We start from the raw sequence: 14,486 nt of genomic DNA on the forward strand, positions 1-14,486 counted from the left end.
GCGGCGCGCCGTTGCCGGCGGCGCCGCCTGCGTACTCAAGGTGTTGGTTCGGCGACCACGATCTCGCCCAGTGCGATGCCCAGCTTGCGGGTATCGCTTGAACCGTCGGCTTCCTGCGGCGACACCGGATGCGGCACCTCGATCACGATGCTGCGCTGGGCGCCATCGGTCTCGAGCGTCACGATGGTGCTCTTCATTGGATGATTCGGCACCCGGAACGGCGCGCTGGCCTCGCCGATGCGCAGCACGAAGGGCAGGCCGGCGTTGTCACCATAGCTCGATGCGCGGATCATCAGCCGGACTGTGCGGGGCAGCACCGTGTTCAGGTGCAGCACCACACGCTTGCCATCGGACCAGCGGCCGAACGGCTCGATCGTCGACAGCCCTTCCGTCCCCGTCACGAAGCCATCGTAGGGCTTGCTGAAATCGATGCGGCCGATGCGGCTTTGCGGCACGCTCAAGCGGTACAGCGCGAATTCATCGGTGGCGACGACGGGTTTGTAGGTGGCCGACAGCGGATGGTTGCGCATGACCAGCAGCCACTTCTGGTGCGCTGGCAGCTCCTCGTCGGCGATCGGCGCATCCTTCGGCACGATCAGCAGCTCGGTATCCTTGTGGTCGATGTGGAACTGGGCACGGATCATCTCGACCGGCTCGTCGCCAGCCACCGTCACTGCGCCACGTTCGGCGGCCGGCACATGGGCCAGCACGGCGTACCCGGCGCGGTCGGCAGCCGTCTCGATGTGATTGAAGCGTGCCGTGATGTCGTGTGACGACACCAGGCCGCCCATGAGCGCGATGGGCAGGCCGGCATACAGGAACAGGCGTGGCGCCAGCGACTTGTTCAGTGCCCAGAACAGCAGCGTGGCCAGGCCGACGGCGATCAGGGTGCGGCCTGCCCAGCCATCCGGCTTGAACTCGAAGATGTCGGGACCGTCGACCGGATTGAAGGCGTAGGTCGGCAGGTTGATCAGCGCCAGCACCATCACGATCGCGATGCCGGCCGCAATGCTCCAGCGCAGCAGCGGGCGCGCCGGCGCGTCGCGCCGGTGCAGCGTGGCCCCGGCAATCAGCCACAACAGCGGCAGTGCAAAGCTGTAGTAGCGCATGTGCAGGCGCCAGCCTTCGTCCGGTGCCGCGCCCGGGTTGACCAGCGAGGCGGTGAACAGGAACGTCACGCAGACCGTGGCGCCCAGCACCAGCAGTGCCCAGACCTGCAGCAGCTCGGGCTTGCCGGTGCACGCGCGCAGCGGGCGGCGCAGCAGCGAATGCAGCAGCACCGCCAGCGGCAGCGGAATCAGCATCGCCAGCACCATCAGGTGCCCGAACGCACTCACCAGCGCCGGCCCAAGCGTGTTGGCCAGCGTGCGGTTGCCGGCGGAATTGGCGTTGGACTGGTAGAAGCTGCCCAGCAGTTGCAGGCCGTTCGGGCCGGCCAGCAGCCAGCCGATGCCGAACTTGAGCGCGGCGGCCGTGCCCAGGGTCAGCGCAATCGAGCCCAGTGCCGGCAGCATCCAGCGCCCGCTGTGGCTCAGGGCCCAGCGCGCGTAGAACATGAACAGCACCAGCGGCGGCACCAGGAACAGCGCGTGGACCTTCACCAGCGAGAGCAGGCCGAGCACCGTGCCAAGCGCCAGGCTCCAGCGCACCGGATGCCAGTGGCTGCGCGTCAGCGCGACCCAGCTGAGCACGCAGAAACCGAAGTAGTACGCGGTCTCCGGCATGAAATAGGTGGTGTACAGGTTCAGTGGCGCGAGCGTCGCGGCCACCGCGATGCCGAGTGCCACGCCGCGCGTCGCGACCTGGCGCGCGATCGCGTACAGGAATGGCGCCGCGGCCACCATGAAGGCCACGTTGGCCAGGTGGATGCAGTCATAGAAGCGGGTCCCGCAGGCATTGCTGCCGCGCGCCAGCCACAGGTACAGGTAAGACGGCAGGATCGAGTCGCCCAGGTCCTGCAGGCGCGAGAGGCGGCTGTAATACCATTCGTCGGCCATGATCTGTGGCTGCGTGCCCCAGGTGCGCAGCACCAGGTAGGCAGCGATTGCCGTGAACAGCGCCACGGCAATGACCCGCATGCGGTCCGGCGCTGCGGGTTGGAGTGGGGACGGGGAACTCATTTGAAGATCCAGTATTTGCCGAGAAGGTAGCTGTTGATGGCAGTGATCGGCAGCGCGACGAGTTTGCCGGCCAGCGGCATATCCACCAGCGCCTGGGCCAGCGTCACCAGGCCCAGCGTGAACGCATAGTTGATGACGACGACACACAGGTAGCGGCCGAAGCGCGTTGGCGAGGCCGCCGTGTCGAAGGTCACGCGGCTATGCCAGGTGTAGTTCACGAACAGGCCCGACAGGAAGCCGATCGTCGTCGCGGCGGTCAGGTGCACGTTGTTGTAGAGCAGCAGTTGCAGGACGCCGATGTCGATCGACGCCGCAAGCACGCCCCCCACCAGGAACAGCAGGAACTGGCGTGAACGGATGGCGAGGTTGATGAGGCTGGAGAGCATGTGCCTCATCGCTGGACGCGAAAACGCGTTTTCTTGTGCAACGGCCGGCGCGGCACCGCGGCAATGTCGTAGGCCAGGAACGCCAGGATCAGCTGTACGCCCATGATGACCGGCAGCGCAGCGAGCATCACGGTGCCGGCAGGTGCGGCAACGTCGTGCTGCGCGCCGTCGATCCAGTGCGCCACCCCGAACACGGTGCCGAACGTCAGCAGCAGCACGCCCAGCGGCAACTCGATCGAGGCCAGCGACATATTGCGCAGGTAGTAGTTGTAGAACAGGCGCTTGAAGAAATTGCGCACGTGCTTGGCAGCGAATTCGGTGACGATGCGCGAGATCTTCAGGTTGCTCACTTCGTCGCCATAGACGGCATCCATCGGCACATCCACCACCACGGCGCCCAGTGTGTTCAGGCGAAACAGCATGTCGGTTTCGAAGAAGTAGCGCTGGCTGATCTTGTCGAACGGCAGGAAGCGCGCGGCGTCGGCGTGGATCGCGGTAAAGCCGTTGGTCGGATCGAACAGGTCCCAGTAGCCGGACGACAGCTTGGTCAGCAGCGACAGCATCGCATTGCCGAACAGGCGCATCGGCGGCATCGAACGGATCTGCTCCAGGTTGAAGAAGCGGTTGCCCTTGGTGTAGTCGGCTTCGCCCGACAGGATCGGCGCCACGAATGCCGGAATCAGGCTGGCGTCCATCTGGCCGTCGCCATCGACTTTGACGATGACGGTGGCGCCATCGAGGATGGCGGCGCGGTAGCCGCTCATCACGGCGCCGCCCACGCCCTGGTTCTCTGCGTGCTCGATCACGGTGACGCGCGGGTCGGTGCAGTTGGCGCGCACGAACGCGCCGCTGGCGTCGGGGCACTTGTCATCGACGACGTACACGCGGGCGACCTCGGGGCCGATGCCCGCGATGACACCCAGGATATGTCGCGTGACGCGGTAGCTGGGGATCACGACGGCGATCGTCGCAGCGGGCCGGGTGGGCCCGGCTTGGCTGCTGGCAGCGGCATCCAGGGTGGAAGTCATTGGGTGGTTCATGGTTGGGTTGCAGGCTGGGCGCGCACGCTGATTTCACGCAGGAAGAAAGCGAGCTGGCGCGGGTCGGATGCGCTTGGCGAGCGCGGCTGTTCATGGTCGAATTCGAGCGTCAGCGTGTCAGTGCCGGCAGCAACCGCTGCCGGTGGCAGCACGAGTGCACCCTCGCGGTCGAACTGGTGCCAGCCCAGGTCGACACCGTTGGCGGTCAGGCGGGTGCGGCCCTGCGCCTCGAGGTAGGCGCCGCTGATCAAAATCTGTTGTGGTGCGAGCGTGTCCAGGTGCAGCACGACGCGCGAGCGCGCGCCATCCGACCAGACACCGTTCCAGCCCGGGCCGTTGGCCTCGGGCGTGCTCCAGCCGGCGCCCAGTTCGACCTGCCTGCGATCGATGAACGCATCGTGCTGGAAGCTGCGCTGGACCAGCGTGCCGGCCATGCAGCGCACCGGCGCGTCGACGTAGCGCCAGCCGCGCGTGCTGTCCGTGAAGTGGTTGTCGGGCGCGAGCGTGGCGCCGGCGCCGCAGACGGCAGCGTCCAGCCCCGGATTGGCCACGTTCACCAGCGTCTTGACCGGCTGGCCATCGACGCGCCAGGTGTAGACCTGGTCGGGGCGGATGTAGTTGTCATGATGGGCACTGCGCTCGCCGAAGATTTCCGGCTCCGGATGGTAGAGGCCGGGCGCATGGGCCAGCACCAGGCGCGCCAGCGGGCTGAAGGTCGTGTACTGGTAACTGGCGGCGTGGTCCATGGCCAGTGCCTGCACCAGCGCCACACCGATGACCAGTGTCACCGGCAAGGCGCGGCCGCGCAGCATGAACAGCAGCACGAACAGCAGTGGCATCGAGGCCCAGAATGCGTAGCGCATCATGCCCGCCGCGTCCGAGTTCCAGTTCAGCACGGCCAGCGCCGGCACGGCCAGGGCCAGCGTGAACAGCAGCGCGCAGGCAGCCACCATCAGTGCCTGGCGGCGCGCGCCGGCGCGCATGACGGCGCTCCAGACCAGCACGGCGAGCAGCAGCCCCGGCAGGCCGATCGCCATGCCCTGGTTCAGGTCGAAGAAGAACGAGAGCAGGCGCTCGGCGCCCACCAGTGTCGGGTCCGAGAATTTGCGCGCGATGATGTTCGGCACGCCGTACTGATAAAAATTGAACAGTACCGGCACGCTGAACACGGCCACGCCAGCGGCCAGGGCGGCGATGTTGCGCCGGGTGGCGAGCAGGCGCAGGTTGGCGGCCAGCCCGGCGCCGCGCTGCCAGTCCATGCACAGCTTGAGCAGCGGTGCGAACCCGAAGAAGAACAGGATGGTGGGATTCTGCCAGCTGGCCAGCCCGGCCAGCATGGCCCCGCGCAACGGCGCATTGGCGGTGAAGTACAGCAGGCCGGCCAGCAACAGGGCGGCGCTGACGCATTCGGGGCTCGACCAGCGCCAGTACAGCATGCCGCCGCACAGCATGAAGAGCGCCAGGCCGGCCCAGGCCCGCGCTTCCGACCTGAAGAAGTGGCGCAGCGCCAGTCCCAGCACGAACAGGGCGGCCAGGTTGACCGCCACGAACGCCTGGAACGGTGGCGCGCCAGTCAGGTCGAGCACCTTGTACGGCACGGCTGCCAGCAGCGAGTAGCCAAAGAAGTGGACCGGATAGACGTCGCCGTGCTTGCCACGCGTGAATGCGGCGTACAGGTTGGCGTCGCCGGCGCGCATGCCACGCTCAAGTTCGTCGAACGGCGCGCGGTAGGCATCCCCCAGCAAGGCGCGCGTGCGGGCGATGTCATCGAGACGGATGTCCGGCGTGCCGTGGGTGGCGATGGCCACGGTGCCGACCGTGTATTCCACGCTGTCGCCACGGAACGCCGTTGGCCTGAGTGCCACCAGCATCAGCATCAGCAGGGCCAGCAGCAGGGGAAAGCGCCAGGCGGTGGCGGACAACGCGTCGGTCTTGATCATGACAAATTAAAGGGAGGCGAGCGTTGCAAGCAGCAGGCACAGCACGATCACGATCAGGCTGACCTTGTCCTTGCTGACATACAGCACCGGGTCTTCATTGACCTGGCCGCGGAAGGCCAGCACCCACAGCCGGCCAAGCCAGAACACGAGCAGCGGCAGGATGCCGGCCAGCCATGCGGGCGTGCGGTACTGGTCGAGAACGTTCGCGGAATTGAAGTACAGCATGAACACGAGCACCGACACGAAGGCCGTGTTCACGCCCATGATCCCGATCGGCGTCTTGTCGGCGGTGGTATAGCCGCGGCCGCGCGTCTTTTCCTTGCCGTCCCGGTGCAGGTTGAACAGCTCGCTATGGCGCTTGAGCAGGGCCAGGCTCAGGAAGATGAAGAACGAGAACGACAGCAGCCAGAACGACGGCGCGATTTCGGTCGCGGCGCTGCCGCCCAGCACGCGCAGGCTGTACAGGATGGCCAGCGTGACGATGTCGACCATCAGCAGGCGCTTGAGGTAGATGGAATACGCCACGGTGCTGGCGAAATACAGCATGACGACCATCAGCAGCAGGGGGCTGTACCAGAGGCAGAGACCGAGCGCAGCCAGTGCCAGCAGGGGACTGGCGGCCAGCGCCAGCGGCAGCGGCAGGGCGCCGGACGCGATCGGGCGCTTGTGCTTGGTCGGATGCACGCGGTCATCCTGGGCGTCGAGCGCGTCGTTGAGCAGGTACGCGCTCGAGGCGCACAGCGAGAAGGCGAGGAACGCCACGAGCGAGGCCTGCAGTGTCCACAGGTCGAGCTGGTGGCCGGCCAGCATCGGCACGAACACCAGCATGTTCTTGAGCCACTGGCGCGGGCGCATGGCCTTGAGCAGGGCGCCTGCCGCACCGCCGCGCACGCTGCCCGAATGGGTCGTGTCGCGACCATCTGACAGGCGGAACGGTTTGCGCGTGACCGACACCGCGTTCTCGCAGGTCAGCCACACCGCCAGGTCGGCGCGCGAGTTGCCGACGTAGTCGTAGCCACGCTCGCCAAACAGCGCGCACAGCTGGCGCGCCTTGTTGTGCGAGGTCAGGTTCACGCCGTTCTCGGTGCCCAGCACCTGGTCGAACAGCCCGAGATGGGCCGCGATCTGCTCGGCGAAACGGCGCTGCGTACCGGTGGCCAGCACCACCATCCGGCCTTCGGCGCGCGCGCGCGCGATCAGGTCCAGCACGGTCTTGTCGTAGGGCAGGGCGGCGGGATCCAGCTCGACCTCATTGGCGAGCCGCTCCTTGAAGCCGGCTTTGCCCAGAAACAGCCAGAACGGCAATTGCCAGATGCGCAGGAAATTTTTCTTCAAGAACAGGACGATCGATTCCCACAACATGTCGGAATGGATCAGGGTACCGTCCAGGTCGATGACCAGCGGACGCGGCGCCCCGTTGGTCGAGGGCGGTTGTTCACGCATCGTGCGCTCCCGGCATTGGTGCGTTGCCCGGCAGGGTACGGTACCAGCGGTGGCGGATCAGGTTACCCACGGCCTGGAGCGCGCTCTGGTCCCAGGTCAGCCACGGCATGCCGGTCGAGGCCGGTGCCTGGCCGGTGCGGTGCAGCGCGAGCCAGGCCTCGATCGCAGCGGCCATGTCGGCCGGTTCGCGGCCATCGAAATAATGGGCATGCGTGCCGGCCACTTCGCGGAATACCGGCAGGCTGCGCGCAATGATCGGAATACCGTGCTGGGCCGCCTCGATCAGTGGGAGGCCGAAACCCTCGCCTTCGGATGGCGCGAGCAGGGCGGCCGCGCCGGTATAGAGTTTGAGCAGCATTTCGTCCGAGATGCCGGCCAGCCAGAACAGGCGCTTGCCCAGTTCGGGGTGGTTTTTCATGCGCTCGGCCACGGTCTCGACCATCCAGCCCTGTTTGCCGACGACGACCAGGTTGACATCGATGCCGCGTTCCCACAGCAGTTCGAATGCGGCCAGCGTCTGGGCATGGCCCTTGCGCGGCTCGACCGTGCCAACGACCAGGAAGCTCGGGCGCTGCGCCAGCGCGTTCAGTACCACCGGTGCATCCGGCGGCAGGCCGACGCTCGGGGCGCTGGCATTGATGTCGGCGCCCAGGTGGAACCAGCCCAGCTGCAGCGGCAATTCGCGCTGCAGCCCCTGCTGCTCGAACCAGGTGGCCAGCTCGTCGGCGACGGCGCGCGAAATGCACAGCACGCCATCGGACACCTTGTGCACGGTGCGCAGGAAGTCGCCGAAGCCCTGGTCGGTCCCGAACGGGAACACTTCGGGCCGCAGCATCGGCAGCAGGTCGTACATGCAGAAGTAAATCTCGACACCGCGGTCGCGCATCGACAGCAGCAGCTGCTCGTTCTGCGCCACGCCGCTCAGGAACAGATCGAGGCCGAAGAAGACGTCGCCCGGCTGGAAGTCGACCGGTGAATCTTCCAGGACCAGCGCGGTTTCTCCCACCATGCCCATGCCGAAGCGGTGCGCGTAATGGTAGGGGCGGTTGCCGCCCGTGGTGAACACCGGCTCGACGCGGAAGCCCGCTGGCGGCGTGGCCACGAGCGACAGCAGGATACTGCGCACCACGCGCTGGATGCCGGTCTTGAGGTCGGACTGCACCAGGGCCGATACATCCACCAGCAACTGGCGCGTCGGCAGCAAGGGACGGTTGAAGGCGATCGCCTCGGCCAGCGCCGGCAACTGCGCCGGCGGGCACTGCGCGGCGGCAGCGCCGATCAGCGCGCGGTAACCGGCATGGGCGCCGCGCTGTGCGAAGTGTTCGATCGCTTCCATGCAGACACGGCCGGCGTGGGCTGGGGCGTGATCGCGCTCGACATACGCCAGCGCGCGTGCGCCCAGTGATGTGCGCAGGACCGGATCGCCATACAGGCGGCCCAGCGCGCCCGCCAGTTCGGCCACCGTGAAGGCGTCCGGCAGCATCAGTACCAGGTCGTCCGGGATCGAGGCGGTCGAGCCGTGCGCGTTGACGATCGTGGCGGCGCCATACAGCATGGTGTCGAGCACCGATGCCGACGTCTCGCCGCGCGAAGCGCCGCGCAGCTGCACGGCGGTGTCGCAGCCGACCGCATAGTCGGCATACGTGGCGGCGTCGGTGAAGCCCGTGATCGTGATGCGCGAGGCGGCGGCGCTGGCACGGATCTTCTTCTGCAGGTCGGCACCGTAGCGCCCCGCATCGTTCTGGCCCACGAACACCAGGCGGCAATGGGGATCGGCCGCCAGCGGCGACGCAAGGAAGGCATCGAGCAGTTCGTCGTTGAGCTTGGTCTGGCCCAGCATGCCGAACGTGCAGACGACGTAGTCGGTCTCGCGCAGGCCGAGGCGCGCGCGGGCAGCGGCGCGCGCGGCCGGCGTGGTGGCGCCGTCCGGCTTGCCGCGCAACAGCGGCACGCTGCGCCAGTCGCTGGCGGCACCGGGGCCGTACCAGTCGGCCGCGAGCTGCTGCGGAAACGCCGAGTGCACGATGATGCCGGTCGCGTGATTGAGCACGCCGCGGTTGGCCGGGTACTTCCAGACTGCGCGATTGCGCCCGGCCTGACGGTGCCCGATCAGGCCCGTGTAACCGTGCGACTCGTACAGCGCGCGCAGGAAGCCTTGCGGCAGCACGCGGTCGTGCTCGAGATAATCGAGCACGTTCGACAGGTAGAAGTCGTGCAGCACGACGATGCCTGGCACCTCGCGCAGCAACTCGAACATGTGGCTGTGCACCGGCGAATTGCCGAAGTGGTACAGCACGCGCTGGAACTCGTGCGCATGGGCGCGGAACCACGCCACGCTGCGTTGCGGGAACGCGGCCAGGCGCGCGTCCTGCACCGGGTCCTGGTCGACGATCAGGTCGATGTCATACCAGGCGGCCAGTTCGGGCACCAGTTCGGCGCTGTAGTCGGCGATGCCGGATTTTTGTGGCGGCAGCGGCGAGATGTAGGCCAGGCGCGGGCGCGTGGCCGGCGGGGCGACATCGGTGCGGCCGGCTGCGGCTGCGGCCTGCAGCTTGTCCAGCAGCAGCGCGGCATCCTCGCCTGCCATCGTGACCACCGGGACATCGCCCGCGATGGTGGCGGGGGCAGCACCGGCCGTGACCAGCACGACGTCGGGCATCAGGCTGCCCAGCGCATGGCTGCGCAGCAGTGGGCGCAGGCCGGCATCGGGCAGCAGCGCAAACGGGCGCAGGCGGGCGCGTGGCACCACGCCGTCGAAGGCCAGGCGCAGGTGGTCGTTCGCGCCGGGTTCGCTTGCCGGCACGGCCAGCCAGACGTCGTGGCCGGCAGCCAGGTGCGCGAGGTCGCGCGTGAGCGCCAGGGTGGCCGGCGACACCGGGCCGTTCAGGAAATCGATGACGATGCGCATGGGTTAGCTATCTGCCTGCTGGTTGCCGCGGGCGCGCTGCAGGTCGGCCAGGACCGCGCGGGCCGAGAGCGGCAAGCCCTTGAGTTCTTCGGGTACCTCGATGCCGGCCGGCGCTTGTTGCGGCGGATCGAGCTTGATGGTGGCGATCGAGGCCGAGACGCGCTCGCCCAGCGCCGGATGGCGGCGCAGCACCGGGATGATCGCGCGCCGTATGCGTTCGTTGGCGGTGATGCGGTTGACGAGCTTGCGCATCAGGTGCGGACGGCGCAGCGCATGCATGACCGAACCGAGCTGGCGCAGCGGCCGGGTGACGCGCCACGAGGTGCTGGCCATGGTCGCCTTGAGGCGCTCGTCCAGGCCGCGTGCCCAGTCGCCCATCTGGCGCGCCGTTTCGTGCAGGTGCGCCAGCTGCTCGCGCAGCTGGACGATCTGTTCGTCGGCGTGCTGCTTTTCTTCTTCCAGCCGCACGCGCTGGGTCTCGGCGCGTTCGGCACGCGCTGCTTCGTGCGCACTGGTCGCGTGCGCGGCGCGCAGCGCGGTGTCGATCTCGACCAGGCGCGCCTCGGCCTGGCGCGCAGCGTCGCTGGCGGCCGCGTCGAGGTCCTTCAGGCGCGTGTCGAGCGACTTGACCTGGTCCCAGGCCTTGTCGAGGTGGTGCGAGATGTAGTCGTCGAACACGTTCGGGCCGATGCCGAAGTGCGCCATCAGTTCGGGATGTTCGTCAGCGACGTACCAGCGGTTCAGGCCATCGAACCAGACGAAACGATAGCCCTGCGTGCTGACCATGTGTTCCCAGCTCGCGTGATTGGTCTCGCGGCTGCCCGGCAGCGTGGCCTCGATCACCAGCACCCACGGGCGCCAGCGCGCGAAGTCCATGCCTTCCAGGACTGCGCCCTCGAAGCCTTCGACGTCGATCTTCAGAAAGTGGATCTCGCCCTGCACATGCTCGGCACAGACCGAGGCCAGCGTGCGCACCGGCACGGTCAGTTCGGCGATGCTGTGGCCGTCGGCGCGGTGCATCTCGGCCACCGCCTGGTCGGGCGAAGCCCAGCCGCGCACGTCGGGCACGTCGTACAGGGTCAGTTCGCCATCCGTGGCCCCGGCCGCAATCGCGAGGTTGATGTCGCGCGGGCGCTGGAGCTCGAACTCGTGGTGGAATGCGGGCAGCGGCTCGATGCTGATGCCGCGCCAGCCGCGTTCGTAGAATGCCTTGGTGACCGAATGCTCGACCGGATCGTTGGCGCCGACGTCGATGTAGAAGCCGTTGGCAACGTGGCCCAGGGCGCGCCACAACAGCACGTCCTCGGCGTTCTGGGAATAGGAAACGAAAGTCATGTGCGTTGGATGTCGATGACCGGGTCGAGCCAGGCCGAACCTTCGAAATGGGGACGGCGCATGTTCATCACGGTGAACACCAGTGCCAGGTCGCGCCATTCATAATTGTTGACGAGATGGGTGTCGGTACTGACGATCGCGGTGGCGACCGAATACGTGCCCGGACCCAGATTCATCGGGAATGCGAAGCGGTACACGACCTCTTCGCCGGCCGCCACGTCGTCCAGCGGCAGCTGCTTCAAATGCGTATTGGTGCCGAACATCGGCTGGCCCAGGCGGTCCTTGATCATGTAGCCCAGCACCATGCGCGGGATCGGCGCATTGACCCTGACCCGCACCTCGAGCGTCACTGCGCTGCCCACGTCGACCACTTCGACGCGCGCGCCGGCCTCGTCGAGCAGCGCGATGTCGGCCACGACCGCCTCGCCGGTGCCCGACACGGTCTGCACCTTGCCGTCATCCGTCTCGGCCAGGCGCACGGTGCCGTTTTCACGTTCGGCGATCAGGGCATTGTAGTAATCCATGATCTCTTCGGGCCGGCCTTCCTTGGCCAGGCGCCCGCCGTCGAGCAGGATGGCGCGGTCGCACACCGACTGGATCGCCTGCTTGTCGTGCGAGACCAGCAGCAATGTCGTGCCTTCCTTGCGGAACTGGCGGATGCGGTCGAAACTCTTGTGCTGGAAGTAGGCGTCGCCCACCGACAGTGCTTCGTCGACGATCAGGATGTCGGGCCGGCGCGCGGTGGCGACCGAGAACGCAACCCGCATCTGCATGCCACTCGAATACACGCGCACCGGCTGGTCCATGTAGTCGCCGATGTCGGCAAAGGCTTCGATCTGCGGCATCAGCGAATTGAGTTCATCGACCGTCATGCCCAGCAGCTGGCCGGCCATGTAGGCGTTCTGGCGCCCGGTGAAATCAGGGTGGAAGCCCATGCCCAGTTCGAGCAGGGCGGCCACGCTGCCCTGCATCCAGACGTTGCCGGTGGTGGGCTGGGTGGTGCCGGTGATCAGCTTGAGCAGCGTGCTCTTGCCGGCGCCGTTGATGCCGATCAGGCCCACGGCTTCGCCGGGCGAAACCTGGAAGCTGATGTCGCGCAGTACCCATTTGAGACTGTGGCGCTGGCGTGCGAACGGCAACATCCATTCGGCCAGGCGCGACCAGCGGGTCGGGTATTTTTTGTAGGCCTTGCCCAGGCCGGAGACAGTAATCGCGCCCATCAGAGTTCATCCACCATTTCGCCGGAGCGCTTGCGGAACAGGTGCATGCCCAGCACGCACAGCAGCAGTGCCAGCACGGCCGGCAGCAGCAGGCGGTCCCACTGCGGCAGCGTGCCTTCGACCAGGATCGCCTGGTAGGACTGGATGATCGGCGCCATCGGGTTGTAGTCGAGCAGCGGACGGATATTGGGCGGCAGGATCGAGGCCGGGTAGACGATCGGCGTGAGCCAGAACCAGAACTGCATCGCGATCGTGACGAACTGGCCGACGTCGCGGAAGAACACGTTCAGCACGCCCGTGACCATCGCCAGGCCGATCGCCAGCAGGACCTGCAGCACCAGCAGCGGCACGATGGCCAGGTACACGACGCCGGGGAAATTGCCTGAGACGATCAGGAAAACCGTGAACAAACCGAAGATGATGCCGAAATTGACCAGCGAATTCAGGACCACGATCACCGGCAGGCAGATGCGGGGGAAACTGATCTTCTTGAGCAGGTTGGCCTGTTCCAGGAACATGCCCTGGCCGCGCGCGACGATCTCGGCGAACAGGCCCCAGGTCAGGATGCCGGCGCACAGGTAGATCGAATAGGCGGCGCTCGAATCGCTGCCGGGCAGCTTGGCGCGCATCACCTCGGAGAAGATCACCGTGTAGACCAGGATCATGGCCAGCGGGCTGAGCACCGACCAGACGGCGCCGAGCATGGCATTGGTGTATTTCGACTGGAATTCGCGTTTGACGCTGCCCAGCACGAAACCACGGTACGCCCACAGGCCGCGCAGCATCAGTGGGGAAATCATCGTGTGGAGGTCGCGTCGGAGCGCGCCAGGCAGGTAGGCGGCAGGGAGATTTTCATAGTCGTGCAGAATCGTTAACAGCGGAATTATACTCCACGGTCCCGCACACATATTGTTCAATTGTAACGACGTGTCACCCGTGCGGACACGCCAGAAGGGCTGCCGCCGCAGGGGCGGCAGCGCTCACAGCCCCTGTGACAGACGCAGTAATGCAGCAGGATCGAGGATCACCAGCCGGTTGGTGTCTTTTTGCACCACGCCCTGCTGGACCAGTGTCAGCAGCGCCCGGGTAACGGTCTCGCGGCTGGTATTGATCATGTTGGCGATGTCCTGGTGGGTCGGCAGGTTCTCCACGATGCGCTGGCCGTCCTTGCCCTCGATCTGGGGCATCAGGGCGATGTAGGTGAAGATCCGGCGCGACGTGTTGTTAATACTGAGCAGGGCGCGGAATTCGGAGTCGCGCTGGATTTTCTGCGCCAGGTGGCCGAGCATCTTGCGCGCCACCGAGGGCGAGTGCGAAAACAGGTGCAGCGCGGTAGAGGCCGGCAAGAACGCGACCAGCACCTCCGACGTGGCCACCACTGAGGCCGAACGGGTCGAGCCATTGATCAGCGCGATTTCGCCGAAGAAGTCGCCCGCCGCCAGCATGCGCAGCCCGATGGCGCGGCCGTCCTCGGTGACATCGATCACCTGCAACTGGCCGGAGAGCAGGAACAGCAGGGCGTCTGCGCTGCCGCCCTTGTGCAGCACCACGGTGCGCTTGGGGAAGTGGCGATAGCGCAGTTCGGACTTCACCTGGGCCAGTTCGTCCTCGGTGAGATCGGCAAACAGGGGAATTTTGCGCAGGTGAACCTGCAGCTTCTGCTCGTGCAGGACCGGCGCCGCATCGGGTGCGTCGTCGGGGCCTGGCACGGGTTTGGCAGTGGAGCTCATCGATCGTGTCATCTCGTAAAAGGCATGGCCGGATCAGTACCGGACGGTGATCGCCACGACCAGCGCCGCGGCGGCGATACCGGCGGCGTTGGCCGCCATGTCGCGCCAGCAAAAGCGACGGTCCGGCACCAGTGCTTGCAGGCATTCGATCAGCCAGCCGCTGATCAGCAGGGCCACCAGCCAGCATACGCTTTCCACGACGCCGTCGGCCAGGCGCAGTGCCAGCACGGTCAGCAAGGCATACGCCGAAAAATGCAGGAACTTGTCGTTAGGTAGTGGCGGCAGCCAACGGTTTGGCACCAGACAACCGATGCACACGCCCGTGGCGGCGCAGACAAACAAAATACCTTCGAGCCCCATCCTG

General features: G+C 66.6%; 11 protein-coding genes. All 11 read right to left on the reverse strand.

Going from position 1 to position 14,486, the window contains the following annotated elements:
* Window positions 1–35 precede the first annotated feature (35 nt).
* The gene (locus tag AC56LN_RS02160; protein ID WP_499569716.1) at window positions 36–2,120 is read right to left on the reverse strand and encodes a DUF7024 domain-containing protein; all 2,085 of its coding nucleotides are present in this window, start codon (window positions 2,118–2,120) and stop codon (window positions 36–38) included.
* Complete coding sequence (locus AC56LN_RS02165) at window positions 2,117–2,506, reverse strand: GtrA family protein (protein WP_499569717.1); 390 nt, start codon at window positions 2,504–2,506, stop codon at window positions 2,117–2,119. Before AC56LN_RS02165 ends, AC56LN_RS02160 begins: the two co-directional genes overlap by 4 nt.
* A gap of 5 nt (window positions 2,507–2,511) precedes the next feature.
* Window positions 2,512–3,534, reverse strand: coding sequence for a glycosyltransferase family 2 protein (locus AC56LN_RS02170; protein WP_499569718.1), 1,023 nt, complete (start codon window positions 3,532–3,534; stop codon window positions 2,512–2,514).
* A gap of 8 nt (window positions 3,535–3,542) precedes the next feature.
* Complete coding sequence (locus AC56LN_RS02175) at window positions 3,543–5,486, reverse strand: glycosyltransferase family protein (protein WP_499569719.1); 1,944 nt, start codon at window positions 5,484–5,486, stop codon at window positions 3,543–3,545.
* Window positions 5,487–5,492: 6 nt separating this feature from the next.
* Entirely contained in the window at window positions 5,493–6,929 is a 1,437-nt protein-coding gene (locus AC56LN_RS02180; RefSeq protein ID WP_499569720.1) for a UbiA family prenyltransferase, read from the reverse strand.
* Window positions 6,922–9,837, reverse strand: coding sequence for a glycosyltransferase (locus AC56LN_RS02185; RefSeq protein ID WP_499569722.1), 2,916 nt, complete (start codon window positions 9,835–9,837; stop codon window positions 6,922–6,924). The genes AC56LN_RS02180 and AC56LN_RS02185 overlap by 8 nt, the downstream gene beginning before the upstream one ends.
* 3 nt (window positions 9,838–9,840) lie before the next feature.
* Window positions 9,841–11,172 (reverse strand): FkbM family methyltransferase, encoded by a 1,332-nt coding sequence (locus AC56LN_RS02190; RefSeq protein ID WP_499569723.1) that lies wholly within the window; start codon window positions 11,170–11,172, stop codon window positions 9,841–9,843.
* The gene (locus AC56LN_RS02195; RefSeq protein ID WP_499569725.1) at window positions 11,169–12,392 is read right to left on the reverse strand and encodes an ABC transporter ATP-binding protein; all 1,224 of its coding nucleotides are present in this window, start codon (window positions 12,390–12,392) and stop codon (window positions 11,169–11,171) included. Before AC56LN_RS02195 ends, AC56LN_RS02190 begins: the two co-directional genes overlap by 4 nt.
* Window positions 12,392–13,192 carry an ABC transporter permease gene (locus AC56LN_RS02200; RefSeq protein WP_499569726.1) on the reverse strand — a complete coding sequence of 267 codons (801 nt, stop codon included), beginning with the start codon at window positions 13,190–13,192 and terminating at the stop codon, window positions 12,392–12,394. Before AC56LN_RS02200 ends, AC56LN_RS02195 begins: the two co-directional genes overlap by 1 nt.
* 180 nt (window positions 13,193–13,372) lie before the next feature.
* A complete protein-coding gene (locus tag AC56LN_RS02205) occupies window positions 13,373–14,122 on the reverse strand; it encodes a Crp/Fnr family transcriptional regulator (protein ID WP_499569727.1) in 750 nt (249 codons plus the stop codon).
* Between the two features lie 33 nt (window positions 14,123–14,155).
* Window positions 14,156–14,422: a VanZ family protein gene (locus AC56LN_RS02210; RefSeq protein ID WP_499569728.1), complete on the reverse strand. Its 267-nt coding sequence runs from the start codon at window positions 14,420–14,422 to the stop codon at window positions 14,156–14,158.
* Between the last annotated feature and the right edge of the window lie 64 nt (window positions 14,423–14,486).

This window comes from Telluria sp. ZT3P26 (genome assembly GCF_059686035.1).

What these genes read in the sequence shown, in the direction of transcription:
- AC56LN_RS02190 (WP_499569723.1), bottom strand. Translation starts at nt 11,172, where the DNA reads ATGACTTTCGTTTCCTATTCCCAGAACGCCGAGGACGTGCTGTTGTGG.
- AC56LN_RS02205 (WP_499569727.1), bottom strand. Translation starts at nt 14,122, where the DNA reads ATGAGCTCCACTGCCAAACCCGTGCCAGGCCCCGACGACGCACCCGAT.
- AC56LN_RS02175 (WP_499569719.1), bottom strand. Translation starts at nt 5,486, where the DNA reads ATGATCAAGACCGACGCGTTGTCCGCCACCGCCTGGCGCTTTCCCCTG.
- AC56LN_RS02170 (WP_499569718.1), bottom strand. Translation starts at nt 3,534, where the DNA reads ATGACTTCCACCCTGGATGCCGCTGCCAGCAGCCAAGCCGGGCCCACC.
- AC56LN_RS02180 (WP_499569720.1), bottom strand. Translation starts at nt 6,929, where the DNA reads ATGCGTGAACAACCGCCCTCGACCAACGGGGCGCCGCGTCCGCTGGTC.
- AC56LN_RS02185 (WP_499569722.1), bottom strand. Translation starts at nt 9,837, where the DNA reads ATGCGCATCGTCATCGATTTCCTGAACGGCCCGGTGTCGCCGGCCACC.
- AC56LN_RS02160 (WP_499569716.1), bottom strand. Translation starts at nt 2,120, where the DNA reads ATGAGTTCCCCGTCCCCACTCCAACCCGCAGCGCCGGACCGCATGCGG.
- AC56LN_RS02195 (WP_499569725.1), bottom strand. Translation starts at nt 12,392, where the DNA reads ATGGGCGCGATTACTGTCTCCGGCCTGGGCAAGGCCTACAAAAAATAC.
- AC56LN_RS02165 (WP_499569717.1), bottom strand. Translation starts at nt 2,506, where the DNA reads ATGCTCTCCAGCCTCATCAACCTCGCCATCCGTTCACGCCAGTTCCTG.
- AC56LN_RS02200 (WP_499569726.1), bottom strand. Translation starts at nt 13,192, where the DNA reads ATGATTTCCCCACTGATGCTGCGCGGCCTGTGGGCGTACCGTGGTTTC.